Consider the following 23,774-nt stretch of genomic DNA (forward strand, 5'->3'; position numbering starts at 1 on the left):
AGGACACGTGGAGATCCCCCGCTGGCGGTCGCCACGAACATTCGAACGCCTCGCCATGGCGCGGGCCGCGCAGCGGATGACCGCGGCGGCCGGTCCTTAGGATTGCTCGCCCCCGGCCGGCGCATTCCTCGCCCGAACGATCAGGGCGTGATCCGGCTCCGGCGCTGCGGAATACACTGTGCATCCCTGATCGCGACACGATTGCAGACGAGCCGAAGAAGGACGCGCGTGGCGACATTGAACTTCCCGAGCGAACCGGCGACGACGCCGGCCATCTCCACGCTCATCGCCGACCGGTTGCGGGAGATGATCACCCGAGGCGTCCTCGCCCCGGGAGAGCGCCTCAAGGAGGTCGAACTCGCCGAGTCGATGTCGGTGAGCCGCGGACCGGTGCGCGAGGCGATCTCCATTCTCGAACGCGACGGCCTGATCGAGTCGCAGCGCCATCGCGGAGCGCGCGTCATCACCCTCACGTACGACGACATCGAAGAGGTCTATTCGCTGCGCATCGCCATCGAACGCCTGGCCATGGAGCGGTGTGCCGCCCGCTTCACCGACGAGACCCTTACCGCGATGGACGAGGTCATCGACCGGATGAAGGAGCTCGCGGGCACGACCGACGGCGAGGACCACGTCGCACTCGACCTGGAGTTCCACGACCTCGTCTACGAGGCCGCCGATCACGCTCGGCTGCAACGGACCTGGGCGCTGCTGCGAAGCCAGGTCGCCATGTTCCTCAATGCCCGGACCGACCGCGAGGACTTCCGGTCTTCGGCGTGGAAGGAGCACGCCGAGCTCCGCGACGTACTGGCGTCGGGCGACGCCCCCGCCTCCGTCGCCGCGATCGAGAAGCACATCGGATGGACGCTCCGCCGCATCCGCCAGATGCGCGACGCCGAACCCGGGCAGACTGCGGCGTCAGGACCTCTATCCGGCCCCGGACCGGAAGGCAAGACGGACTTCAGCCTCCCCCGGTAACGGGAAGTCCGCCGATGCCACGGAACGGACCATGGCGAAGGCCGGTGCGCCAGGGTGCTCATTCTGTCAATGTGCGGGCCCAGGTCACGACATCATTCGACGCAGTTGTGGACATCGCTGGTGGCCGAGGCGATCACGATGTCAACGGCCCCGTCGGCGGCGGTGAGGTGGACGGCGTTGACGGTCAGGCCGTGATCCGCGCCGGACACCGGTTCCTGTTCATTGACGACGAGCTTCGCCGCTCCGCCCAGGTCGACCGTCGCATTGGCTTCGCCGGTGATCTCGACGGCGTCTCCGCCGACCCTCAGTGTCAGGTCGGTGGCGCCGTCCGCCGACCCACCCGCGTCGCAGGTGCTGGTCGAGCGGGCGGTGGCGCCTTCGATCTCGATCACGGGCAGGCCCGGCAGACCGATTTCGGCGTTCTGAACGCTGGTGGTCGACGTCGAGGTGCCGGGCGCGAGGCTGGTCGTCACCTGCGGGCACACGCTTTCGGCACTGATGACGAGAGTCGATACGTCAGCCACGCAGCCGGGGTCGTTCTCGGTGGCGTCGGCAGTGCGGATCGGCCCGGTATCCGGGGTCGGTTCCAGCCCCGCACCGAGATCGAGGAGGTCGACCTCGGCCGACAGTCCGAAGGCTCGCCCGGTGTAGTACTCCAGCAGCACCGTGTCATCCACACTGGATGATTCGTAGTAGTCGTCGCCGTCGAAGGAGAGGTTGACCGGAACCGTCGCCTCCTCGTTCAGCGGCTGGTCCACCGATTCGATCTCGCACGCGGCCTCGCCGTCGCCGTTCGTCACGGCATCGCAGGATTGGCGGTCGTCGCCCTCACCGAGCGCCAGTGTCACCGACCGATCCGCGACGGGCGGGCCATCGTGCGTCTCCTCGGTGAGGATCCCGGAGAGCTCGGTGGGTGTGCCATTGGCAACGCGTTCCGGGCCGGTGTAGCGCAGCGCCGTCTCCTGTTTGGAGACCGTGAACGAGACCGTGTCTTGGCTGGAGGCGAGGTCGGAGGACCCGCCGAAGCTCGCGGTCAAGGTGGTCTGCCCCGGCCGCTGGGTCGGCGTCAATGCACAGGCGGCGACGCCTTCTGCGTCGGTGGTCGCGCCGCAGGACTGCGATCCGCCACCGGAACCTAGTTCGAAATCGACCCGCTCGCCCGAGACCGGCCCATCGCCGTCGGTCAACCGGGCCGACGCGGTGAACTCATCATGGAAGTCGGCCTCGGTGGGGCCGGTGTAGGAAGTGGTCGACCCGGGCAGGTCTCCGTCGTCGCCGTCATCGTCGTCGCCGTCCGATCCGAGCTGACCGACGTGGATGTGCTCGACCTCGTTGGCTGCGTCCCCGTCAGCGTATTCCTGCGTTCCGGACTCGAACGCCAAGTACACCTCGTCGCCGTTCCTGCCGATGCCTTCGGACATGCTGGGGGCGCTGAAGCAAGCGGAGGCGAGCTTGAATAGCTGACCGTGGGGCGGGCCGAAATAGATGTTCTCGCCCATGTCCTCTTCATCCACACGGTAGAGGTAGCTGCGCTGCTTTCCTCCTGTCGTGTGATCGGGGCCGACACTGAAGTAGTAGTCACCGTCGACGACAGCCATGCCCTGGGTGCCAAGCGGGACAACGTACTCGTTGCCGATCTGCACCAGCACTCCGCCTTCGCCGATCTCATATTGCCTCATGATTGGGGCCAGGAGATCATCCGATCGTTCGTAGCGTCCGGCATAGATGGTCTCCCCATCGGTGCCGAGCCACCCCGACCCCTCGACATCCTGATCCCTGTAAGTGGCCGACGGCATGTCCTCCAAGGGAACTCCATTTTGGGCTCCTTCTTTAATGCCGTCCCTGAGTTGGTCCAGACCATACCGGCGAATGGAGACCGTGGGCTGTCCACTGCCCACGTATGCCCAGTCGCCGAGGACCACGATCCCGCCCAAATGCCCCTCAGTGGTCTTGACCGTGCCGATGGTCTTCCCGGTCTCGGGGTCGATGCCGTAGATGATGGAGTCGTAGCCGTCGCGGTAGGCGCCGACCAGTAGCAAATCCTTGCCTTGTCCATCCCAGTCGGGCCAGTAGGCCAGACCTTGCGGAATCCAGAAGCTCGTGCCACCGGGGGCCAGATCCCGCAGGAACGGCAGCGTGTCGTCATCCTCTCCGACCTGTGCGAATCGCTCGTTGTATTCGGCTGATGCCGACGCCGAGGGCGAGCCCTCCGGATTGGTGGGATAGAAGACTTCCCCTCCCGGCTCGGTTTCGCACGCGATCGTCCCTTGGGAGTCGACGTCGTCCTGCTCGACCGCCGCCGATTCCCATTCCGCCACATCGGCTTCCGGCGACTCCTCTGGCGCCGTGACGGCCAAGGACAGCACCAGCACACCGCCCGCCACTACCGATACCGCCTTGCCTGCCAAGCGCCTCATCAAATCCCGCCCCATCGTGCGTTCGCCTTCAGCCCGATGGAGTTTCGATCCATCGACTCGCCTCAATCCGTACTATAGGGGAATTGCCCTCATTTCGGGGTACGCCGTGTTGTGCTGCGGCGAGCGCGGATTTACAACCAGCCCCAGCAGGCCGTGAAGGTGTGCTCGGGGAAGTCCGGGTTGGTCCAGTTGTACCAACCCCAACCGTTGCACCAGCTTTCCGAGTCGACGTCCTCGCTGGTGCGGCCGGTGAGGTAGACATTGCCGCTGGAGCAGTCCGAGACGAACTCGAAGTATTCGTAGTCGCCGGTCATGCTCATGCAGTGGTCCATCTCCGCATAACCGATGTCCCCGCCCGGATAGATCATCTGGAGGCACAGCACGACATCCAGATAGGTCTCACTCGTGGTGTAACTGATCGCGTGGTTGTAGTAGGTCGATTCCGAGCACATGCCCATATCCGACTGGCCTTCCAGGCGCTCCAGCACCCGGAACGCTCCGTCCTCGCAGCCGATCGTCCCCCATGCCGATCCGGTCTCATTGGGACCGTATACGCATTCGTCCACTTGGGCTTGATAGGCGTCGTCGCCGTCGATGGCGATGTAACTCAGGCACAGCACCCGGGAGGCCGCGGTCGAGGTGACGGCCTTGTTCGCGTTCTCGACGGAGTCGCAGGACGCCAGGTCGGAGGTGCCCTCGAAGATGTCGACCGTCTCGAACGACCCGGCCCCGCAGGAGGTCGGCTCGATGTCGGCGCTGTACTCGTCGCCGTAGTCGACGAAGCAGTCCCCCACCACGGCCGCCTCCACCGGGTCCAGGGGTTCGGTCTCCTCCTCCTCGGTCCACGGTTCGTCGGTTTCGGGATCGGTGTCGGTCAGGTCGGTCGAGGAGAAGTCGTCGCCGCCGGTGTCAGCGTCGCTCTCGTTGCCGCTCAAGGCGACGCCCGTGATGAGCACCGTGGCGGCCGCGATGACGATCGCGGCCCAGCCCTTGAAGGTCAACCCGAGGACCGTCGTCAGGCCGGTGCCCGAATCGCCGGGAACCGGCATGGTGAAGTCCGCGACGGGGACGTCGGCGGTGAGGCCCGAATCCGGGTCGAAGCCGAAGCCGGGCGCCTCTTCCGAGGGCACGTGCATCTCCGGTTGCGGGTCGGCCCCGTCCATGCCGGGCTCGAATCCGAAGCTCGCGTTCGGCCTTACCGTGTCGTCATTGTCGTCGCGGTCCGATCTGGATTCGGATCGGCGCCCGGAGCCGCCTGGGCGTCCCAGGTCGGCGGTCCGGTCGTCCGAGTCGCGATCCGTTTCGCGGTGGTCCTGGTCGGCCTCGTAGCCGGAGCTCGAGTCGGAGGATCGGTCCGGTTCGGGTGGAGGCTGCGAGGAGCCCTGGCTTGAGTCGGAGGAGCTGTAGCTCGAGTCGTTTGAGTCCATGCGGAGAGCATGGGAGGGACGGTCCCCGATCGGTCACGGATCAATCCCCGACCTCGCCCCGCCGACGACATGAGAACACCGGCCGCAATCGATGCGGCCGGTGGAAGCGCAGGGCCGGTCAGATCTGGACCGCGCTCCAGTCCAGACGGGAGGCCGCGTTCCGGTGGAGCGCGGACAGCAGACCGAGGCGCTGGGACCGGACCTGCGGGTCCGGGTCCATCACCAGTACTTCCTCGAAGAAGGCATCGACGGCATCGGGCAGGCCTGCGGCGAGTTCGATCCAGTCGTCCAGTCGGCCGTCCGCACCGTCGGCTCGGTCGAGGTCCCCGAGGACGGCTATGAGTCGCTGTTCGCTTGCGGCCGTGAGGCGGTCGAAGTCCGACACCGCTGCCACATCGGAGGGCAGGATCCGACTGATGCGCTGCATCGCGGCGGCGAGTCGTTCGAAGCGGTCCGAACCGAGTTCGGATTCGAGCTCGCTGAGACGCGCCTCGGCGAGGGCGGGGCGCTCGGCCAGCGGCAGCACCGCCGCGACCAGATCGAAGCGGCGGCCCTCGTCGATCAGCTGCTGCGCGAGCCGATCCCGCAGGAACCCCTCCATGGCGCCCGCATGCTCCGCGGTCACCTCGACCGGCTGCACCGACGCCGCCGCGCGAATGCACTCGTGCAGCGACAGGTGTGCGACGGCGGGGGCGGCGGCCCGGTGGACGGCGATGAGACCCAGTGCGGCCCTGCGCAGCGCGAAGGGATCCTTCGAACCGGTGGGCATGCCCACCGTCGAACCGAGGCCGACGAAGAAGTCAAGGCGATCGGCGAGGGCCAGCAGCGCCCCCGCCGTGCTCTCCGGGACGCGGTCCCCGGCCTGGCGGGGCAGTTCGGCCTCGAAGAGGGCTTCGGCGACGGCGCCGTCCTTTCCGGCCTCCAGCGCGTAGGTGCGGGCCAGCGTTCCGGCGAGGCTGGTCATCTCAGTGACCAGCTGCGAGCCGAGGTCGAACTTCACCAGCGCCGCCGCCTCGGTGAGAACGCGCCGGTCCTCGTCCGCGATGTCCGCGAGGTCGGCCAGGGCGGCCGCGATCGCGCGGATGCGGTCGGCCCGGTCGGCGATGGAGCCGAGCCGGTCGGCGAACGCCAGGTGGCCGAGCCGCTGCCGCATCTCCTCGATCGGCGTCTTCAGGTCGGCGCGGTAGAAGAACGCGGCATCCTCGAAACGGGCCCTGAGCACGGCCTCGTTGCCCACCCGGACGGTCGGCTCATCGATGGGGCCGTTGGCCACGGCGACGAAGTGGGGCAGGAGCTCCCCGTCCCCGCCGCGAACCGGGAAGTAGCGCTGGTGCTTGCGCATCACCGAGGTGAGGACCTCGTCGGGCAGATCCAGATACGACTCGTCGAAGGATCCGAGGACCGCCACGGGCTGCTCGACGAGGAAGTTGACCTGATCGACCAGTGCCGCTTCGGCATCGAAGTCGACGGCGCCGTCCACGGCACGGGCCGCCTTCGCGGCCTGCGCGACGATCCGGCGGCGGCGGTCCTGCTCGTTCAGGACGATGCCGTTGCGTTCCAAGGCCGGAGCGAGGTCGTCGGCGGCGGCGATCGGCAGGATCGGTTCATCGGATGAGCGGTGGGCCCGGGTGAGGCGGCCCGCGGCGAGCCCGGAGGCGGCGGCGGGAATGACGTGCGGCCCCCACATGGCGCCGAGCCAGCGGATCGGGCGGGTGAAGGCCAGCTTCGGGTCGGACCACCGCATGTTCTTGCCCGAGCGCAGCCCGCCCGCGATGTCGCCGATGACGTCCGCGAAGACCTCCAGCGCGTGGCGACCGTTCTGGGTGCGAACCGCCGCGACGTGGGTCGCACCCGCGGACTCGACAGTGGTGAGGTCGGCGACGTCCACGCCGTTGGATCGCGCGAAGCCGAGCGCCGCCTTGGTCGGATTGCCCTCGGCGTCGAAGGCGGCGGCGGTCTTGGGGCCGCGCGCGGTCACCGTCCGGTCGGGTTCGGACGCCGCGACTGCCGCGATCTGGGCGACGATCCGGCGGGGTGTCGCGTGGACAATTACGTCGCCGTGGTCGAGGTGCGCGCCTTCGAGCAGGGCCCGCAGACGCTGCTCGACATGGGTCCTGGCCGCCTGCGCTTCGGCGGGCGGCATCTCCTCGACGCCGATCTCGAACGCCACGGTCTGCGGATCGGTATCGGCGGGAACGACAATCGGCGCCGGGGCCGCCTTGCCCTCGGGCTCCACCGTGCCGAGCGGGAATCCCGCCTGGCCGCGCTTGGCGATCCACTGCTCGGCGACCTCGTGGGCGAGGCCCCGCATCCGGGCGAAGGCGGTGGCGCGGTCGGAGGTCGACACCGCTCCGCGGGCGTCGAGGACGTTGAACGCGTGGGACATCTTCAACACGTTGACATGCGCGGGGATCGGCAGGCCGAGCTCAACCATGCGGGCGGCCTCGTCGCCGTAGCGGTCGAAGAGTTCCCGGTGGGTGGCGATGTCGGCGTCGTCGAGGTAGTAGCGCGACATCTCGTACTCGCCCTGGCCGAAGACCTCGCCGTAGCTGATCCCGGGGGCATAGGCGATCTCCTTGAAATGCCGAACGCCTTGGAGCGCCATGAGAATGCGCTCCATGCCGTAGGTGATCTCCACGGACACCGGGTCCAGGGCGACACCACCGGACTGCTGGAAGTAGGTGAACTGGGTGATCTCCAGGCCGTCGAGCCAGACCTCCCAGCCCAGCCCCCAGGCGCCGAGGGCCGGCGAGGCCCAGTTGTCCTCCACGAAGCGGATGTCATGGGCCCGGGTATCGATTCCCAACGCCGCCAGGGACTCCAGGTACAGCTCTTGCGCGTTTCCGGGCTCCGGTTTCAGGATGACCTGGAACTGGGTGTGCATCTGGATGCGGTTGGGGTTGTCGCCGTACCGGGCGTCGTCGGGCCGCACGGACGGCTCGACGTAGGCGACCTTCCACGGCTCCGGTCCGAGCACCCGCAGCGAGGTCGCGGGGTTCAGGGTTCCCGCGCCGACCTCGGTGTTCATCGGCTGGACGGTGAGACAACCGTGCCCGCTCCAGAAAGTAGTCAGGCGTGCCAGGGCGTCTTGCATGGTCAGGTCGGTCACGGTACTCACCTCGAATTCAGTACGGAATCCAGAACGCGAGTCCCCTCGCACGGCACCTGGATGGAGTCGCTCACGGGGCATGCTATCGGGACCGGCCTCAAATTCGTCGGCCGGGTCGAAGGCTGAAGCGACCCGGCCACGAGGACGTCCCGTGCCGCATTCGCGACCCCTAATCAGCGGGGTTTGGGAGCCTGGTGTCGCCCGCGGGGAGGCGGACCGCCGCCTCGATGAGTTTCGCGACTTCCGCTGCGGGAACCGGGGTGCCGGAGGTCTGCCCCACCCAAGTGAGGAAGTCCGCGACGCCCTCGGCGGGCATTTCCTCCAGGTACGGCTTTACGTACACCGGGGTCTCCGGCGCGCTGCGCCAGCTCTCGGCGAGGGTTCCCGCGTCCACGGTGTCCCAGCCGAGGGCGTCGAGCAGCCGGTCCGCCTCGGCCTTCGCTGCGGCGTCGTCGCCCGAGATGGGCAGCGCGCTGCGGTCGTCCGCGCCCGCGGGCCGGGCCAAGCTGACGATGTGGCTGAATGCGATGTTGTTGAAGGCCTTGACGACCCGTGCCCCAGCGAGGTGGCGTTGCAGCAGCTCGCTGGAGGTCAGCTCGCCCGCATCCAGTTCGGCGAGGTGGCCGTCGCGCTGCGGGTAGTAGTTCGAAGTGTCCAGCACGGTCTTGCCCTCCAGCGCCTCGACGGGGAGCCGGTCGAAGGCACTCAGCGGGACGGCCGCCACCACCAGGTCCGCTCCAACGGCGGCCTCGGCGGGGGTGGCCGCGCGGGCCTGGGCGCCCAGGTCCGCGACGAGGTCGGTGAGCGTCTCGGGGCCGCGCGAGTTGCTGAGGACGACCTCGAAACCCTCCGCGATGGCAAGGCGCGCAACGGCGGTGCCGATCATGCCGCTGCCGATGAATCCGATGGTTCCGGGCATTGCTTCGCTCCATTCGTTCGGGACTTCGGTTTCTCTGACGAAGCTTGGCTCGGCCAGGTCGGTCCTGCCAGGGTCGGGTTCTGCGTACTCACGGCGTGATCACCCAGCCGGAGTACGGTTTCCGCATGGACTACCGGACCGAGTTGCGGGAGTTCCTCAAGTCGCGGCGGGCCCGCCTGCGACCGGGGGACGTTGGGCTGCATGACCATGGCAGGGCGCGCCGGGTCGCGGGGCTGCGGCGCGAGGAGCTGGCCCAGCTGGCGAGCGTCAGCATCGCCCACTACACGCGGCTGGAGCAGGGCCGCGGCGACCAGGTCTCGGACGAAGTGCTCGACTCGATCGGCGCGGCGCTGCGGCTGGACGCCGACGAGCTGGCCTATTTCCACTCGATCGCGCGCCGTCCCCGACCGTGTGCGGATTCCGGGGAACATGCGGAGGAAGTGCCGACGGGGCTGCGTTTCCTACTGGAGTCGCTGCCGATCACTCCCGCGCTGCTCGTCGGTCCGCACACCCAGATCGTCGGTTGGAACGACCTCGCCGTCGCCGTCTTCGGGGACTTCCCCGCGCTGCCGCCCGAGCACCGCACGCTCTCGCATCTCCTGTTCGCGGAGTCGGGCACGCGCGAGCTGTACGGCGAGGGATGGGAGCGGGCGGCCCGGGATCACGTGGCGCACTTGCGGTTCCTGTACGGGCGCTATAGCGGGGACGTCGCGATCACGGCGCACATCGAGGCCTTGCGGGTGCTCAGCGCCGACTTCGCGCGAATGTGGGCGGAGCATCCGGTCGCGCAGTTGCGAACTCGGTCCTATGTGCTGCACCATCCGGTCGTGGGCGAGCTGACCCTGCACGGCGAGCGCATCTCCTTGCCCGACAGGCCGTCCTGTTACGGCATGGACCTGTTCGCCGCCGAGCCGGGTTCGGTCTCGGAGCAGGCATTGCGCAAGCTCGGGGACCAATAGGCGTAGGAGTCGATCAGAGGCCTATTCGGGGAGGCCGAGGACGACGGGTCCACCTGCTTCGAAGCCGATTTCGACCCGCAGCGGACCGACGGTACCGGGGAACGTGCGCAGGCCGTTCGGCTCACCGCCGCACCAGGTTTCGATCTCCTCTGCCGGTCCGGAGACGTCGATGCGGGTGATGCCGGTGGGTCGGCGGCGGTGCGCGGCGTCCAGCGGCGGCATGCCCTCGGGCCAGTGGATGGGGCACGGCAGGTAGCGGCGTTCGAAGTTCGCGCCGAAACCGGCCAGGACGTAGGGCGGGAAGCCGGGGCCCTCGGCGGGCACGTCCACCACGGACATCTCGTTGGCGGCGGCGACCTCCCGGAGCCGCAGCTCGTCCTCGAAGGCCACCAGCCAGGCCATCGCGACCATGGCCGCGTCAGGGTTCGCCTCGAACGCCTCCAGCTCGAACCGGAGCAGCGGCGGGGCGTCGGGGGCGGCTTCCTCGCCGTTCGGGTAGTGGATCTCCAATATCTGGTCGGACCGCAGAGGCACGACCAGGTTGGACAGTCCGAGTCCCGGCATGACGCGGCCTCTCGCGACGCCGAGGCCCGCCTCGCCGAGCACGCGTTCGGCATCGGCGCTGGACCGGGCCGCCAGCACGACATGGTCGATCTCCATCAGATCCGCCTTCCATCCAGCAGCGGCTGGAACGCCTTGCGCGCCAGTCGATCGGTGTGTCAGAAGCCCATCCGGGCCATCCTCCGCCCCAACTCTATACTGACAATCATTGCCGATATAGCCGCGACCCGAACCGTCGACTGCTCCTGCCGACGTACTCCCCCATATTCGGGCCCGTCTCCCGGTGACCCGCTCGACTTCCCCGCTCGATCCGTTCCACAAGCGAGCTTTTGCGAGCAGGTGGTCGTGCAGGGTCGCCAGATCGGCGTCGACCATTGCGCCGGAACGGGTCGCCAGGTACAGGGTGTTGATCGGGGGGATCTCCGGTTCGAGCAGCGCGACGAGCTCGCCGCCGGCGAGGTCGTCGGCGCACAGGTACGTCGGCAGGACCGAGATTCCGCCGGCGCTCTTCACCACTGCCAGGACCCCGCGCAGGTCCGGCACCACCACCGCGGGCGCTCGAATGGACGCCGATGCGAAGACATCCCGCCAGTAGCGGCGAACGATCGGCAGGTATTCCGCGTATGCGATCAGCGGGAACTCCTCCAGCACCGCCGGCCCTTCTGCGGCGAGGCGGCCCGCCGGGATCCGGGCGCAGGCCTTCGCGGAGGCCACCAGCGCGAACTCCTCGTCCACCAACGCGGTCGCGGTGATCCCGCACATCCTGGGGCGAATGGTCGACAGCACGAGATCGAGTTCCCCGTCCGCGAGCCGCGCCAGCAGCTCGTCGGCCAGCCCGAAATCGAACCGCAGCCGCATGCCGTCGGCCACGAGATCGCCGACGGCGGGCACCACCCGACTGGTGAGGAACTCGGCCGGACCACCGACGTGCAGCGGCTTACCCAGAGGCGGATTGCCGAAGTCGCGCTCCACGATCCGGTCCAGGTCGGCGATCGGTCCGCGGACCTCCCGGATATCGGTTTCGGAGATCGCCGCGCCGATGAGGATCAATCGGCACGTTTCGGAGAGCGGTTCGGATGTCCGCTCTCCGTTGCGCGATAGGGACGAGTGAAGCAGCGAATTGGAGCGAATACCAATAAGGAGGCTTTGATGGCGGCCAACGGAAATCTATAGATCCTGCGTATCTCCCAGGCCGCCAATGGAATCAGGTCTGGACGAGGAAAAGCGGCATGGGACGACGCGAGCGTCGTCCCATGCCGCTTTCGGGTTTCGGGCCTCAGGCGGCCAGGTACTGCTCTAGGTCGTCGAGGATCATGCCGGCGGCGGTGACGCCGATGCCGGTCATCCAGACCTCGTCGTCCACCGGGTGCGCCTTGCCGGCCTCGACCACCGACATCGACTCCCACAGCGCACCGGAGGCGGTCTCCTCCATCTGCGCGGCCGCGTCGTCGCCGTAGGCGCAGTAGAAGAGGACATCGCCGTCGGCGCTGTCGATCTCCTCAAGGGACAGCTCTCCGAAGCGACGGTCCTCGGCGCCCTCCATCACCTGGAGCTCGGGACGGCCGAGCCCAGTGTCGCCCAGGACGATGCCGGAGAACGAGTCAGGGCCGTAGTAGCGGACCATGTCGGGCATGAAGCGGACGATGCTCACCTCGGTCGCGGACAGGTCGCCCAGGCTCGCACCGAATTCGGCGGCGCGGGTCTCATAGGCGTCCAGGAGTTCCTGCGCCTCCTCGCCCTTGCCCATGGCCTCGCCGTCGAGCAGGAAGTTCTCCTTCCAGGAGATGCCGACGTTCTCGGTGAACACGGTCGGGGCGATCGCGTCGAGCTCGTCGTAGAACTCCTCTTGGCGGAACTTCGAACCGAGGATCAGGTCGGGGTTCAGGCCCTCGATGGCCTCCAGGTCGGGCGAGGTGAGGGTGCCGACGACGGTCACGTCCGAGAGGTCGCCGAGGTAGGTCGGCAGCGTGGTCTCGTCGGTCTGAGCCGCGCCAATCGGGGTGACGCCGAGGGACAGGGCGGTGTCGATCTTGTCGGTGTCGAGCACGACGACGCGTTCGGGCGCGACGGGGACCTCCGTGGTGCCCATTGCGTGCTCGATCGAGCGGGTCTCCCCCTCCGCCTCGTTGCGTTCGGCGGCCGGGTCAGAGGTGCCGCACGCGCTCAAGGCGAGCGCGCAGGCCGAGGCCAGGCCGGCGGCCAGCAGCGTTCTTCTCATTGCGAGTTCCTTTCGTCATCAACAGATACAGGAGGTACAGGCCGCCGATCGCGGCCGTGAGCACCCCTGCGGGGATCTGGTAGTCACCGAATGCGGTGCGGCCCAGCCCGTCCGCCGCCACCAGCAGCACCGCCCCGGCGAGGGCGGTGGCCAGCAGGGGCGGGCGGGAGGTGCGGGCCAGGCGCCGGGCGATCTGGGGCGCCGCGAGCGCCACGAACTCCACGGCGCCCACCTGGGACACGGCCACCGAGGCGAGGACCACGCCGAGGACGGCGAGCCCGACGCGCCTGCCGGTGACGCGGACTCCCAGACCGGTGGCCGTGGGGTCGTCGAGGTCGCTCGTGTCGAGGGCGCGCTGGGCCCAGATCAGGAACGGCAGCGCCAGCGCGAGGAACACCCCGAGGAACGCCGCCTCGTTCCACCCGCGTCCGGCGAGCGTGCCGATGAGCCAGATCTGGGCGCGCTGGGCGTCGATCGGGGCGGCGGCGAGCAGGAGCAGCTGGGTGCCGGACTTGAGCAGCACCGCGACCGCGATGCCCGCCAAGACGAAGCGGGGCGCGCTGAGCGACCCGCGTGATCCAACTGCCAGCACGATCGCGGCCGCGGCGAGACCGCCGGTCAGGGCCGAGGGCCCGAGCATCGCGTAGCCGAGCCCGGCGGTCAGCGCGAACGTCGCGGCCAGTCCGGCCCCGGCGGTGACCCCGATGATGTCGGGGCTCGCCAGCGGGTTTCGCGCGACGGACTGGATGAGCGCGCCCGACAGCGCCAGCGCGGCCCCCGCGACGATCGCCAGGACGGTGCGGGGCAGGCGCAGGACCTCCACCGTGCGGTCGTAACCGGTCTCGCCGGTGAGCGTGGCGACGACGTCGGCGAAGGTGATGTAGGTGTCGCCCAGGCAGAGCGAGACGGTGGCGGCGCAGAGCAGCACGGCCAGGAGCAGGAGGCAGACGGCGGCGCTGCGGCGGTGCACGGTCATCGAGTACGCGCCGGCGCGCAGCGCGGTCCGGCCGGGGAGGTCCAAGCTCATGTGGTCACCCTTCGGGCCCGGCGGACGAGGGCGATGAGCATCGGCGCTCCGAGACAGGCGCAGACGATCCCGGCGGGGGCCTCGCCTTCGACGACGATGCGGCCGATGATGTCGGCGCCCAGCAGCAGCGCGGGCCCGAACAGGAGGCTGAGGGCGAGCATGGGCCGGTGGCTCGCGCCGAGGGCCCAGCGCGCGAGATGCGGAATGACCAGTCCGACGAAGCCGATGGGTCCCGCTGCGGAGACGGCCGCTCCCGTCAGGAGGGCGACGGTGAGCGCGGCGGCCGCTCGGGTGAGGCCGACGCGGTGGCCGAGTCCGGCGGCGGTCTCGGCGCCCAGTTGCAGGCCGTCGAGTCCCCGCGCGAGGATCAGGGCGATGAGCAGGCCGCCCAGCAGGAACGGGGCCATGCCGGCGGCGACGGCGCCGTCGCGTCCGGCCAGCGAGCCGACGGCCCAGAACCGGTACTGGTCGAAGGACTGGACGTCGGTGGCGAGGACGGCGTAGATGACCGCCGAGAGGCTGGCGTCGATCGCGGCGCCGCACAGCGCGAACGTGACGACGCCGCCGCCGGTGTTGCGGGTGGCGATCGTGCTGACGGCGTAGCCGACGACGCCGGCGACGAGGGCCCCGGCGATGCCGAGCCACACGTATTGGCCGATGGAGGTCATGCCGAAGACGCTGATGCCCAACACGACGCCGAGGCTGGCGCCGGCGGCGACGCCGAAGATGCGGGGGTCGGCCAGGGGATTGCGGGTGAGGGTCTGCATGAGGACCCCGGCGACGGCGAGCCCGGCCCCGGCGAGGAGGCCGACGGCGGTGCGGGGCAGGCGCTGCTCCCACACGACGGCGGTGGCGACGGGGTCGCCGCGGTGGACGAGCGCGTCCCAGACTTCGGCGGGGGCGAGGTCGCGCGCGCCGACCGCGAGCGAGGCCAGCGTGATGAGCGCCAGGGCCAGGAGGGCGACGGAGTAGACGAGGACCGGTCGGCGCCGGGCGACCCGGGCCGCGGGAGGGCGGTCACGGGCGGCGGGCGCGGGGCGGGGCGAGAGGACCGGGGAGGACACCCACTGATCGTAGGCGAGCCTACCCTTACTCGTCTGTATCCGTATCGGATTGTGACGTGCGCGAGGCGGTCCCGTCACCCTCCGCCATATCGGGAGACTCCCCTGAATCGGCATCGGCCGGACCCGCTGCCGCGGACCGGAAACCGGACCTTTCGCGGCGAAGCCCGGCACGGCGCCGCCCCCGAAGCCGGGCTTCGGGGGCGGCGTCCAAGCGACTAGGACAGTGAGCCGGTGACGTTGCCTCCGGATTCGGTGACGTAGTAGGTGACGGTCTCTCCGCTCCAGAAGTGGAACGTCAGGGTGACCTTCTGGCCGTCGTTGACGTCATCCCAGAACGCTGTCGGCAGGCTGATGTTTCCGGCCGAGTAGTCCGGGCTGAACGCGCGGGCGAACTCCTTGTAGGTGGTCCAGTTTTGCGGTCCGGCGGCCGTGCCGTCCGCGTACGTGGCCTCCATGGTCGCCAGCTGGTCTCCGTTGAACGCGGTCGGGATCGCGAACGAGCCGGAGGAGCCCGAGGTCGCGGACATCGTCGGCGTGTCGTAGGAGATGATGCTGATCCGCCACGGCGCCCCTTGCGAGAACTCCGCGTGCAGGTCGGCCTTGACTCCGTGGTCGCGGTCGCCGAGCAGGCTGGTGAGCCGGCCCGCCTTGATCGTGAGCGTTGATCCCGAGACTGTGTAATCGGTGCCTTCGACGAGGTTCTCCGTGCCCAGGCGCAGGTTCTGGAACGTGGTCCCGTTCGGGTTGAGATCGAGGGACACGTCCGAGACGGTGCCCGACTTCGCCACGTAGACCTGGTCGGAGGAGGCCGTGCCCGAGCGGGTGGTCCAGCTCGCCTCCATCATGTCGTAGAGCTCGGTGTCCCTCCATTCGAACGTGGTCCGGTTGAAGTGCTGACCGTTGTCCCACAGCTGGAGTGTGAGGCTCTTCTGGCGGGCGTAGTAGCCCACGTACTCGAAGAACTTCAGCTTCTCGCCCTGCTCGACGGTGCCAGTGTGGGCGTCGAAGCCCAGCAGGCCCCACTCGCCGACGATCACCGGGATGTCGTTCGCGACGAACTTGTCGTAAGAGCGGTCGAAGTACCCCTCGATGTCGGCCTGGACCTCGGCATTGAACTCGGTGTAGCCCGCGACGTTCACGCTGAAGGGCCAGAAACCGTAGAAGTGGACGGTCGCGGCCAGGTTCGGGTCGTTCAGCGAGCTGATGGTGTCGCCCAGCGCGTCGAGGTGGTCCTGGTCGGCACTGGTGTGCAGGGTCGGCAGAACGAGCACGCGGGTGGCGTTGCCGCCGCCGGAGCCTCGCACGATCTCGTGGAACTGGACATTGAGGTCGTTCAGAAGGCCCTCGGCGGTCGCATCGTCCACATCCCTGAACTGCGGCTCGTTCACGCTCTCGAACAGCACTTCCGGCGGCGCGTCGCGGAAGCGGGTCGCGAGCTCCGTCCAGATGGCCTCGTAGCGGGCCTCCACCTCGGTGCGGTTGGTGTTCATGTCCCACAACCAGATCCACGAGTCGTGGTGGATGTTGATGAGGACGTGCAGGTCGGCCTGGATGGCGTAGCCGACGACCTCTTCGACTCGGTCGAGGTAGGCGTCCTCGACGGCGTAGGGCGCGGTCTTGGACTGGTGGTTGTCCCAGGTGATCGGGATGCGGATGCTGTTGTAGCCCTGGGCGGCGATGTTGTCGACCAGCTCCTGGGTGACGCGCGGGTTGTCCCAGGCGGTCTCGTCGGAGCCGACGGCGTCGAGGGTGTTACCGAGGTTCCAGCCCGGCTCCATCGCGGCTACGGTCTCCATGGCGGTGGCCTCACCGGTGGGCGGCGGGGTGGTCGGGTCCGTGACCGAGCCGGTGCACACGACGCCGTTGAGGCTGAACGAGCTGGGGATCCCGTTGGTGCCGGACCAGGAGCCGTTGAAGCCGAAGGAGACCGAGTTGTCGGTGGCGATCGACTTGTTGTAGCCGAGGTTCTTGGCGGTGACCTGGTCGCCGGAGCTGGTGTGCTTCGCGTTCCAGATCTGGGTGATGCGCTGGCCGTTGGGGAAGGTCCAGGCCAGGTCCCAGCCGGAGATCGACTCACCGTAGTTGGTGACCTTCACATCGCCGGTGAAGCCGCCGCTCCACTGGCTGGCGATCTTGTAGTCGACCTGGCATCCCTCGGCCGCGTAGGCGGCCGTGGGAACCAGGATTCCGAGCCCGACCGCGGCGGTGGCAATCGCCGTCGTCGCCAGGGCTATCCATCTGCGGGTACGTCTCTTGACGCCGTTCATGGCACTCCTTTTGTCAGCGTCGACTTCCGGGGGGATGAGGTCGGGCACGACCCATCGAAAGTCCTCAATGCAAGAGTAAGTTGGATGTCCCAACTTTGTCAACCACTCCCGACCAGGAGGTTTGTAGTCCGCCGCGGCAAGATTTTTGAACCGATATGCGGCATATGAGACCATCCATATCGGATCAGGAAACGACGGACTCGGGGCCGGTGATCGGATCACCGGCCCCGAGTCCGTGGCTCTCAGGTGGTGATGCGGAAGGTGGCGTCCGAGTACCCGGTCCCGGCGCTCACGGCCTCCAGCTTCAGCACGTAGCCGTAGTGGCGGATGTAGCGGGTCGGGTGGTTATAGGACTGGAACGAACTCCATCCGGAATTGGCGAGCCCGGCGACCTGGCGGAAGGTCGCGTCCTGCGCGAACTGCGACGAGTCGTCGTTCGGGGCCAGCGCGAAGTCGAAGTCCACGTGGCGCAGGAAGTGGCCGGGGAAGTTCACCGACTCGAACGAGACGTAGCCGGAGGAGGACGCCAGACCCGGGACGAGCCGGAACTGCGAGTCGGCGGCGGGTGCGACGCCCGGGTCGATCCGCACGTCGAAGTCGGCGTGGCGGACGTACCGGTCCTGGAAGTTGTAGGACTGGAGCCGGTTGAACACGGGGTTCTGGTAGCGGGCGAGCACCCGGGACCGCTCGGCCGCGGTGAGGTTGAGGATGAAGCCGTGGCGTTTGAGGTTGGCGCCGAGACTGTAGCCGGAGACGGTGCGGTAGCTCGACACGCTCGCGGGATTGGTGGTGAGCACGGGCATGTAGCCGCGGCCGGTGGCGAACTGGTCGAGCCACAACGCCCATTCGTTGCGGTCGTTGAACTTCGCCCACATGGGGCCCTCGACGCCGGTGCCGGCGACGTTCGCGAGGTCACCGAGCCTGGTCCAGGAGCCGGTGAGCGAGTTCGCCCCCTCGATGACGATCTGGTTCTCCTTGGAGGCCCGGTAGTAGCGGTAGCCGCCGGTGCTGTCCGCGACCTCGATGATCTGGGTGTCGATGAGGCCCTGGGTGCCGGACCGGTCGATGTAGACCTGCGGGGTGGTGATGGAGCGGAAGTCGGTGGTGCGGGCGCTCCAGATGCGGTGCTTCTTGATCCCGTTGCGGGTGGAATTGGTGGCCCAGTAGAGGAGGAAGTTCCCGGCGGAGGCGTCCCAGATGGCCTCGGGAGCCCAGGCGTTGCCGGCGTCGCCGAGGGACCCGGCGACATTGAGCAGCCGGGGGACGGACCAGTTGACGAGGTCGGTGGACTCCCAGACGACGAGGGACCTGCTGCCGTTGTTGGCGGCGTCGTTCCAGGAGGTGCCGGATCCGATGTGGAGGTCGGTGGCGACGATCCAGTAGCGGTTCCCGGCCGGATTGCGGACGATGATCGGGTCGCGGACGCCTCTGGTGCCGATCGGGGTGCGCAGGACGATCTGGCCGCGGTTGAGGTCGGTCCAGTTGAGGCCGTTGTCGGAGTGGGAGAGGTAGATCTGCTCGCCGCCGGCGCCCTCGCCGATGAAGTGGGCCATGAGGTAGCTGGCGTAGGCGGTCTGGGCGGAGGCGGGGCTCTGGACGGTGGTCACCAGTCCGGTGGTCGCGGCGGCGGCCGCGCCGAGCAGCACGCCTCTGCGGGAGAGTCGGGTCATGGAATTTTCCCTTCGTAACCATGGGGATCGCTCGATGTGAGGAGGAGGAATGAGAGCGATAACAACCGCACGGGCCGGTCGCGGAAGCGGTTTCGGGGAGGCGGCCGTTCCCAAGATCGATCAGCCGGGGCAGAGTTCGCTCACACTAACCGCAACCCAAAGAGAAAGTCAAGTAGTTGAATATTTACCGCCGCGTACCAAAATGGCCGGGCGCAGAAGCGCCCGGCCACCTGCTCGTCATACGGGTCAGCGGATGCCGGCGACGATCGCGTCGAGGGTCTCGAAGTCCACCAGCGGGGCCTCGGTGCCATCGACCGTTTCGACACCGACGCCGATCATCCAACCGTCGCCCGCCCGGTACTCCAGGGCGGTCAGGCTCGGGCGCTCACCCTCGATGGTCCGGTGCACCGACGTGTCCCACGGCCCGTCCGCCGCGATCTCGCATTCGGCGTCCGGGCACTGCGCGTAGGACGCGGCGACGTCCTCCGCCGGCTCCTCCCCCGCGTCCTCGACCTGCTCGGCCTGCACGAAGAACCGGACGGTCTCCCCCGACTCGAGTTCGGCCAGGACGAACAGCATGTGGGTCGCCTCCGAGCCGTAGACCGGCCCGCCGTATTCCGCGACATCCGAGTGCAGGCGGACGAGGTCGACCGAGCCCATGTCAACCACGGTCCCCGGGATCTCGTTCTCCAACGCGCCCACCAGATCATCGGCGAGGTCGCGTTCGGCGGGCAACTCGATCTCGGGTGCCTCCTGGCCTACCGGGATGGACTTGATGATCTCGACGACCTGGTCGAGGCTCGGGCCGGACCGGTCGGACTCAAAGCGCAGCGAGAAGCTCAGCGACACCACGACGTCGTCGCGAAACAGGAACGCCCCCACCATCGGGTACTCCGCCGAGCCGCCTGCTTCGGTGTCGGGGTTCACGAAGTCGGTGCGGGTGCCCTCCATCAGAAGGACCCGTCCCTCCTCGGCGTCGACCCAGGAGCAGGTCAGTCCCTCATTGCCGGCGCACTCCTCGTCCTCCATCTGCGATTCCCAGTTTTCGCCCCCGGTCTCCCAGGCGGCCCCCGTCATCCGGGCCCAGTCCGGTGCGGAGGCGTCGGCATCGTGGAACGCCACGGACTCCTCCATGTAGTAGCCGTCGAAATCGCCTTCGTAGTAGAACCCGTCGTAGTCCGGGCGGGATTCGAGGCAACTCCCCATCGGTTCGCCGTCGAGCTCCGCCAGCCCTTCGAACAACACCCCGGTGTAGGCGGCGGCGGTGCGCTCCTGCTCGTCCGTCTGCTCGTCGGGAACCGGGCAGTTGCCGCCGTCGGCGCGAACCCACTGCCCCAGGAAGTCGTCCTCGACCGGGTCCGTCGGCAGGTCCTGCGGTACCGCGCTGCCGGAGGCGGCCGACTCCCCGTCTCCGCCGAGGGCCGCGGGAATCCCCACTGCCGCACCGAGTGCCAGCACGGCGGCCGCGCCGCCGGCGGCCGCGATCCCGACCTGCCTGCGGGCCACACCGCGCTTGCCCGACCGAACGATCGCCTCCGGGTCCACCCGGTCGCCGTCCACCGGCCCGGAGGCGGCCCTACCGAGCAGGTTCCGCACTTCATCCTCGTTCATCACTTGCTCCCTTGGCTTGCGAGGTTCGACGTTGCGTAGTAGTCGCGCAGGGTCTTCAGGCCGCGCGAGGTGTTGCTCTTGACGGTGCCGGTGCTGCATCGCAGGATCCGGGCGGTCTGCTCGACCGACTGGTCCTCCCAGAACCGGAGGACGAGCGTGGCCCGCTGCCTCAGCGGCAGCCTGGCGAGGATCGCCGCGGCCTCGGTCTGGTCGTCCGCCCCGCTCGTGTCCCCGGTTTGTTCGGGCGGGTCGGCGTAGGAGTTTTCGCGGCGGAACCAGCCGCGGCGGGTCTGGTCGACCAGGACGTTGGCGAGGATCCGCCGCGTATAGGCGTCGGTGGTCTCGCGACGAATCCGGTTCCAGGCTCCGTACAGCTTGATCATCGAGGTCTGGACGGCGTCCTCGGCGCGATGCCAGTCGCCGCAGGTGAGGAACGCCGTACGGAGCAGGGCATCGCGTCTGGACTCCACATACTCGCGGAACTCGCTCTCGGATTCGGGGGTCATGGATCGCCTTTCGTAGCTTCTCCGTCGCCGTTTCTACGGATCGGATTCGTCCCGGGGTTGCATGGGGCGCCGGGTTTCTCGGGGAGCCCATTGGGGACACCCGCTGACCCCGAAATCCGGTAGCGTCAAACCATGCCCGCCTTCGCGATCGCAGGCCTAATCCTGCTCGCCATACTCGCCGCCTTCCAGATCGCCCTTGCCGCCGGAGCGCCCTTGGGCCGCCTCGCCTGGGGCGGCCAGCACGCCGTGCTGCCTCGAAAGCAGCGCATCGGAAGCGTGGTCGCGCTCCCGATCCTCGCCGTGTTCGCACTGTTCCTGCTGAGCAAAGCCGGCCTGGTGTCGATCATCGGCGAGCCGCTGTTGACGATCGGGATGTGGGTGATCGTGGCCTACCTGGTGGCGATATCGGTGCTGAACCTGTTGTCGCGCAGCAAGCTCGAGCGCTTGATGGCGCCGGTCTCGCTGGTGATGGGGGCAATGTTCCTGGTGGTGACGTTGACCGCGTAGCAGCGGGCACCACCCATCGGTCATCCACGGGCGTCTCGGTCGATCGACCGAGCTATTCCTATAGCGCCTCGGCGGCGATGTGGAGTGGCCTCGAGGAGGCGTCGGCCGACTACGAACAAGGCCGCCGCGCAGTTCTTCACCGAGACCGGCAGCAGAACCGCCCGCCCGGATCGCAACTAAGGGGTGTCGTCGAGCTTGTCAACGAGCAGGGGCGCAACCACTCTCAGCGTTTCGGCCTCTGACAGGTGTATGCGGGCGTCGTCGGCGATGGGGCCGCCTGCCGCGACCTGCGCGCCCATTGCCGTCAGGTCCGCGAAGGTCGAGCCGTCGTCTAGAGTGTCCCAGGCATTGAGTGGCATCCAGATCAGCGCCGCGATATCGGGATCATCCGGTTTGAAGGCGAGCTCGTCATCGACGAGCTCGGCAAGGAACATCCCGCAATAGGTGTACGGCCCCGCCGGCAGGCCCGGCCGAAACGGCCGGGTCGGGTCGATGTTCCGTCGCCGCTGCACGGCGAATGGGGCGGGCTGGTCGGCCGAGCGAGTCTGATGGAGTTCGTCGCTGTCGCCCTCGTGCAGGTAGGTGCGAGTCGAGGCGGTGAGCTGGAGCGGCATTCCCAGTTCCTCAATGCCCTCTCGGCGCGCGCATTCCCAGAGGTCTTCTCCGGGTTCTTGCCCACCGCCGACGCCACCGATGGACCAGTCCGTTCCGGTGGCCTCATGGGCGCTGATCCCGTCGGCGCTGAGTGTGGTGAGCAACTTGCCGTCACGTACCAGCAAGACGCCGGCGCAGAACGGACGTCCACTGGTAAGGCGATGGACTTCCAGAGCGCCGGTGGCGCCCTGGCGCCACAGCTGCTCTTCCAGCTCCGAGCGATCGAGCGACATGCCGCTTTCCTCCCGAGGTCCGGTCAGAACGATACGAGGCAGAACGGGTGACCAGACGGGTCTGCGTAGATCCTACAGCGGTCACTCAGTTCCTTCAGATATCGCGCGCCCAGAGCGAGGGCCGCTCATGTCCGGCATCGAGGTCGTCGACTCTTACATCGAAGTGGATCTGCTGCGGCACTTCAGGGTCCGGCCATGTCGGCGCCGTGGCCGTCGAGGGCCGACCAGCGCGTCATGAACCGGTGAGAATGGTCGATGCCGGGGGAATCGCGAGCCGCGATGTGGTCGGCGGTCGTATGGTCGAACCTGGTACCGAGGAGGGGATCTCAGATGCGCAGCGTGACCTATTCGATGAATGTCTCACTTGACGGCTACATCGTCGGGCCGGACGGCGGCTTCGACTGGTCGGAGCCCGACGAGGACGTCTTTCGCTTCTGGATCGACGAGATACGAACGGTCGGCGTCCACCTGTTGGGGCGGCGCCTGTACGAGACGATGCTGTACTGGGAGACGGCCGACCAGGATCCCTCGCTCGGCGACGCCGAGCTCGAGTGGACCGCGCTCTGGAATCCGCTCCCGAAGGTGGTGTTTTCCAGGACGCTCCCGGCAGTGCAGGGCAACGCCCGCCTGGCCTCCGGCACCCCGGCGGAGGAGATCAATCGGCTGCGGGCCGAGTCGGGAGCGGGCGACATTGCGATCGGCGGCGCGACGCTCGCCGCCGAGGCGGCCGCGTCGGATCTGATCGACGAGTACCGGGCCATTGTCTACCCGGTGCTGGTCGGCGGTGGCATTCCCTTCTTTCCGCAGCGTGAGCGCCGGGTGGATCTCGAACTCGTCGAGACCCGCACCTTCAACTCGGGAGTCGTCTACCTCCGCCACCGTGTGACGCGCTGACCAGAGAAGGTGCGGTCTGAACCGCTGATGGGAAGGCCGTGATCGTTTCCCGGATGTTCGACTTCGGCCGACGGCGGATCGTACAGACCCCGGACGCTCTCCTTGTCGCCGAGATGAACTGCGGCGAGGGCGACCTGGTGCTCTCGTACCTGGACCTGGAGCTGTTCCCCGTCGACCTTGAGGAGGGCTCCTTCGATATCCTCATCCAGGTGCTCACTGCGACCATGCCCAATCCCTTTGATCCTCCGAAGGAGGACCCTCCATGCGAAGAGTGACCACTGTCGGCTTTGGTCTGTGGGCGATGGCTCCGCTGGTGCTGGTCGCCGGGGCCGGGTGCGTGAATATCCCCGGTTCCGGTGGCTGTGTCTCCACCGAGGTCGAAGCGGCCGCCGTCGCGACCGGCGATCCGACCGAACCGGTCGTCCTGACCGGTCGCTTGACCGCCGATGGAGAACCGGTCGAAGGGTCTGAGCTGGAATTCTTCCTCTTCCGCACCGATGAGAACGGGGAGTTGCAGAACGGGACCACCCTCGGTGAGGTCGAGACTGACTCGGACGGTCGCGCCGAGCGGGTCTTTGAGGGTGGTTCCCGGGACCTCCCGGCCTTCAGCACCGAGACAGTGGCGTCCTATAGGGTCGAGTACTCCTCGGACAGCAATGTGGACGGCGTCGAGTACTGCGCCTCAAGCAGTGAGCAAGCCGCCCTCGACGTGCCATGCGCCGGATTCGGCTGCGAATGGTGACCCCGGTGTCC

Annotated in this window: 19 protein-coding genes and 1 pseudogene; 6 read left to right on the top strand and 14 right to left on the bottom strand. The window is 68.1% G+C overall.

What is annotated here, in order from left to right; all coding sequences use genetic code 11:
• The first annotated feature begins 228 nt into the window (after positions 1–228).
• Positions 229–978: a GntR family transcriptional regulator gene (locus tag FAB82_RS23830; protein WP_136537064.1), complete on the top strand. Its 750-nt coding sequence runs from the start codon at positions 229–231 to the stop codon at positions 976–978.
• A gap of 92 nt (positions 979–1,070) precedes the next feature.
• Here FAB82_RS23830 and FAB82_RS23835 read toward each other — a convergent pair whose 3' ends face one another.
• The 4 genes from FAB82_RS23835 to FAB82_RS23850 form a co-directional block, all read right to left on the bottom strand.
• Entirely contained in the window at positions 1,071–3,395 is a 2,325-nt protein-coding gene (locus FAB82_RS23835) for a choice-of-anchor P family protein (RefSeq protein WP_136537065.1), read from the bottom strand.
• Positions 3,396–3,526: 131 nt separating this feature from the next.
• Complete coding sequence (locus FAB82_RS23840) at positions 3,527–4,822, bottom strand: LppU/SCO3897 family protein (protein ID WP_136537066.1); 1,296 nt, start codon at positions 4,820–4,822, stop codon at positions 3,527–3,529.
• Between the two features lie 118 nt (positions 4,823–4,940).
• Positions 4,941–7,931 (bottom strand): glycine--tRNA ligase, encoded by a 2,991-nt coding sequence (locus FAB82_RS23845; protein WP_136537067.1) that lies wholly within the window; start codon positions 7,929–7,931, stop codon positions 4,941–4,943.
• Positions 7,932–8,100: 169 nt separating this feature from the next.
• Positions 8,101–8,850, bottom strand: coding sequence for an NADPH-dependent F420 reductase (locus FAB82_RS23850; protein ID WP_136537068.1), 750 nt, complete (start codon positions 8,848–8,850; stop codon positions 8,101–8,103).
• A gap of 125 nt (positions 8,851–8,975) precedes the next feature.
• On the opposite strand from FAB82_RS23850, the gene FAB82_RS23855 reads away from it, so the two are divergent.
• Positions 8,976–9,809 (top strand): helix-turn-helix domain-containing protein, encoded by an 834-nt coding sequence (locus tag FAB82_RS23855; protein WP_136537069.1) that lies wholly within the window; start codon positions 8,976–8,978, stop codon positions 9,807–9,809.
• Between the two features lie 21 nt (positions 9,810–9,830).
• On the opposite strand, the gene FAB82_RS27655 is transcribed toward FAB82_RS23855, so the two are convergent.
• The 8 genes from FAB82_RS27655 to FAB82_RS23895 form a co-directional block, all read right to left on the bottom strand.
• The gene (locus FAB82_RS27655) at positions 9,831–11,420 is read right to left on the bottom strand and encodes a LysR substrate-binding domain-containing protein (protein ID WP_136537070.1); all 1,590 of its coding nucleotides are present in this window, start codon (positions 11,418–11,420) and stop codon (positions 9,831–9,833) included.
• A 226-nt stretch (positions 11,421–11,646) separates the two neighbouring features.
• Positions 11,647–12,588, bottom strand: a complete 942-nt coding sequence (locus FAB82_RS23865) for an ABC transporter substrate-binding protein (protein ID WP_136537071.1) — start codon at positions 12,586–12,588, stop codon at positions 11,647–11,649.
• Positions 12,515–13,615 (bottom strand): FecCD family ABC transporter permease, encoded by a 1,101-nt coding sequence (locus FAB82_RS23870; protein ID WP_136537072.1) that lies wholly within the window; start codon positions 13,613–13,615, stop codon positions 12,515–12,517. Before FAB82_RS23870 ends, FAB82_RS23865 begins: the two co-directional genes overlap by 74 nt.
• Positions 13,612–14,679, bottom strand: a complete 1,068-nt coding sequence (locus FAB82_RS23875) for a FecCD family ABC transporter permease (protein ID WP_246039798.1) — start codon at positions 14,677–14,679, stop codon at positions 13,612–13,614. The genes FAB82_RS23870 and FAB82_RS23875 overlap by 4 nt, the downstream gene beginning before the upstream one ends.
• Before the next feature lie 215 nt (positions 14,680–14,894).
• Positions 14,895–16,946, bottom strand: coding sequence for a cellulase family glycosylhydrolase (locus FAB82_RS23880; RefSeq protein WP_136537074.1), 2,052 nt, complete (start codon positions 16,944–16,946; stop codon positions 14,895–14,897).
• A gap of 242 nt (positions 16,947–17,188) precedes the next feature.
• Positions 17,189–18,616, bottom strand: a complete 1,428-nt coding sequence (locus FAB82_RS23885; RefSeq protein WP_136537075.1) for a glycoside hydrolase family 43 protein — start codon at positions 18,614–18,616, stop codon at positions 17,189–17,191.
• 246 nt (positions 18,617–18,862) lie between these two features.
• Positions 18,863–20,227: a hypothetical protein gene (locus tag FAB82_RS23890; RefSeq protein ID WP_136537076.1), complete on the bottom strand. Its 1,365-nt coding sequence runs from the start codon at positions 20,225–20,227 to the stop codon at positions 18,863–18,865.
• A complete protein-coding gene (locus FAB82_RS23895) occupies positions 20,227–20,733 on the bottom strand; it encodes a SigE family RNA polymerase sigma factor (RefSeq protein ID WP_136537077.1) in 507 nt (168 codons plus the stop codon). The genes FAB82_RS23890 and FAB82_RS23895 overlap by 1 nt, the downstream gene beginning before the upstream one ends.
• 132 nt (positions 20,734–20,865) lie before the next feature.
• On the opposite strand from FAB82_RS23895, the gene FAB82_RS23900 reads away from it, so the two are divergent.
• The gene (locus FAB82_RS23900; RefSeq protein ID WP_136537078.1) at positions 20,866–21,240 is read left to right on the top strand and encodes a hypothetical protein; all 375 of its coding nucleotides are present in this window, start codon (positions 20,866–20,868) and stop codon (positions 21,238–21,240) included.
• A gap of 176 nt (positions 21,241–21,416) precedes the next feature.
• On the opposite strand, the gene FAB82_RS23905 is transcribed toward FAB82_RS23900, so the two are convergent.
• Positions 21,417–22,127 (bottom strand): NUDIX domain-containing protein, encoded by a 711-nt coding sequence (locus tag FAB82_RS23905; RefSeq protein ID WP_136537079.1) that lies wholly within the window; start codon positions 22,125–22,127, stop codon positions 21,417–21,419.
• A gap of 23 nt (positions 22,128–22,150) precedes the next feature.
• A pseudogene (locus FAB82_RS28725) lies at positions 22,151–22,329 on the bottom strand (VOC family protein); the annotation flags it as partial.
• Positions 22,330–22,457: 128 nt separating this feature from the next.
• On the opposite strand from FAB82_RS28725, the gene FAB82_RS23915 reads away from it, so the two are divergent.
• The 3 genes from FAB82_RS23915 to FAB82_RS23925 are packed head-to-tail and all read left to right on the top strand — an operon-like array spanning position 22,458 to position 23,763.
• A complete protein-coding gene (locus tag FAB82_RS23915; RefSeq protein WP_136537080.1) occupies positions 22,458–23,021 on the top strand; it encodes a dihydrofolate reductase family protein in 564 nt (187 codons plus the stop codon).
• 53 nt (positions 23,022–23,074) lie between these two features.
• On the top strand, positions 23,075–23,296 hold the full coding sequence (locus tag FAB82_RS23920) for a hypothetical protein (protein ID WP_136537081.1): 222 nt from the start codon (positions 23,075–23,077) through the stop codon (positions 23,294–23,296).
• The gene (locus tag FAB82_RS23925; RefSeq protein WP_136537082.1) at positions 23,284–23,763 is read left to right on the top strand and encodes a hypothetical protein; all 480 of its coding nucleotides are present in this window, start codon (positions 23,284–23,286) and stop codon (positions 23,761–23,763) included. Before FAB82_RS23920 ends, FAB82_RS23925 begins: the two co-directional genes overlap by 13 nt.
• Positions 23,764–23,774: the final 11 nt, after the last annotated feature.

The organism is Glycomyces buryatensis, assembly GCF_004912275.1.
Taxonomy (GTDB): domain Bacteria; phylum Actinomycetota; class Actinomycetes; order Mycobacteriales; family Micromonosporaceae; genus Glycomyces; species Glycomyces buryatensis.

Excerpts from the sequence above, each read along its gene's own strand:
- FAB82_RS23835 (WP_136537065.1), bottom strand. The coding sequence starts at position 3,395 with ATGAGGCGCTTGGCAGGCAAGGCGGTATCGGTAGTGGCGGGCGGTGTG.
- FAB82_RS23840 (WP_136537066.1), bottom strand. The coding sequence starts at position 4,822 with ATGGACTCAAACGACTCGAGCTACAGCTCCTCCGACTCAAGCCAGGGC.
- FAB82_RS23850 (WP_136537068.1), bottom strand. The coding sequence starts at position 8,850 with ATGCCCGGAACCATCGGATTCATCGGCAGCGGCATGATCGGCACCGCC.
- FAB82_RS23855 (WP_136537069.1), top strand. The coding sequence starts at position 8,976 with ATGGACTACCGGACCGAGTTGCGGGAGTTCCTCAAGTCGCGGCGGGCC.
- FAB82_RS23865 (WP_136537071.1), bottom strand. The coding sequence starts at position 12,588 with ATGAGAAGAACGCTGCTGGCCGCCGGCCTGGCCTCGGCCTGCGCGCTC.
- FAB82_RS23870 (WP_136537072.1), bottom strand. The coding sequence starts at position 13,615 with ATGAGCTTGGACCTCCCCGGCCGGACCGCGCTGCGCGCCGGCGCGTAC.
- FAB82_RS23880 (WP_136537074.1), bottom strand. The coding sequence starts at position 16,946 with ATGAACGGCGTCAAGAGACGTACCCGCAGATGGATAGCCCTGGCGACG.
- FAB82_RS23885 (WP_136537075.1), bottom strand. The coding sequence starts at position 18,616 with ATGACCCGACTCTCCCGCAGAGGCGTGCTGCTCGGCGCGGCCGCCGCC.
- FAB82_RS23890 (WP_136537076.1), bottom strand. The coding sequence starts at position 20,227 with ATGAACGAGGATGAAGTGCGGAACCTGCTCGGTAGGGCCGCCTCCGGG.
- FAB82_RS23895 (WP_136537077.1), bottom strand. The coding sequence starts at position 20,733 with ATGACCCCCGAATCCGAGAGCGAGTTCCGCGAGTATGTGGAGTCCAGA.
- FAB82_RS23900 (WP_136537078.1), top strand. The coding sequence starts at position 20,866 with ATGCCCGCCTTCGCGATCGCAGGCCTAATCCTGCTCGCCATACTCGCC.
- FAB82_RS23905 (WP_136537079.1), bottom strand. The coding sequence starts at position 22,127 with ATGTCGCTCGATCGCTCGGAGCTGGAAGAGCAGCTGTGGCGCCAGGGC.
- FAB82_RS23915 (WP_136537080.1), top strand. The coding sequence starts at position 22,458 with ATGCGCAGCGTGACCTATTCGATGAATGTCTCACTTGACGGCTACATC.
- FAB82_RS23920 (WP_136537081.1), top strand. The coding sequence starts at position 23,075 with ATGTTCGACTTCGGCCGACGGCGGATCGTACAGACCCCGGACGCTCTC.
- FAB82_RS23925 (WP_136537082.1), top strand. The coding sequence starts at position 23,284 with ATGCGAAGAGTGACCACTGTCGGCTTTGGTCTGTGGGCGATGGCTCCG.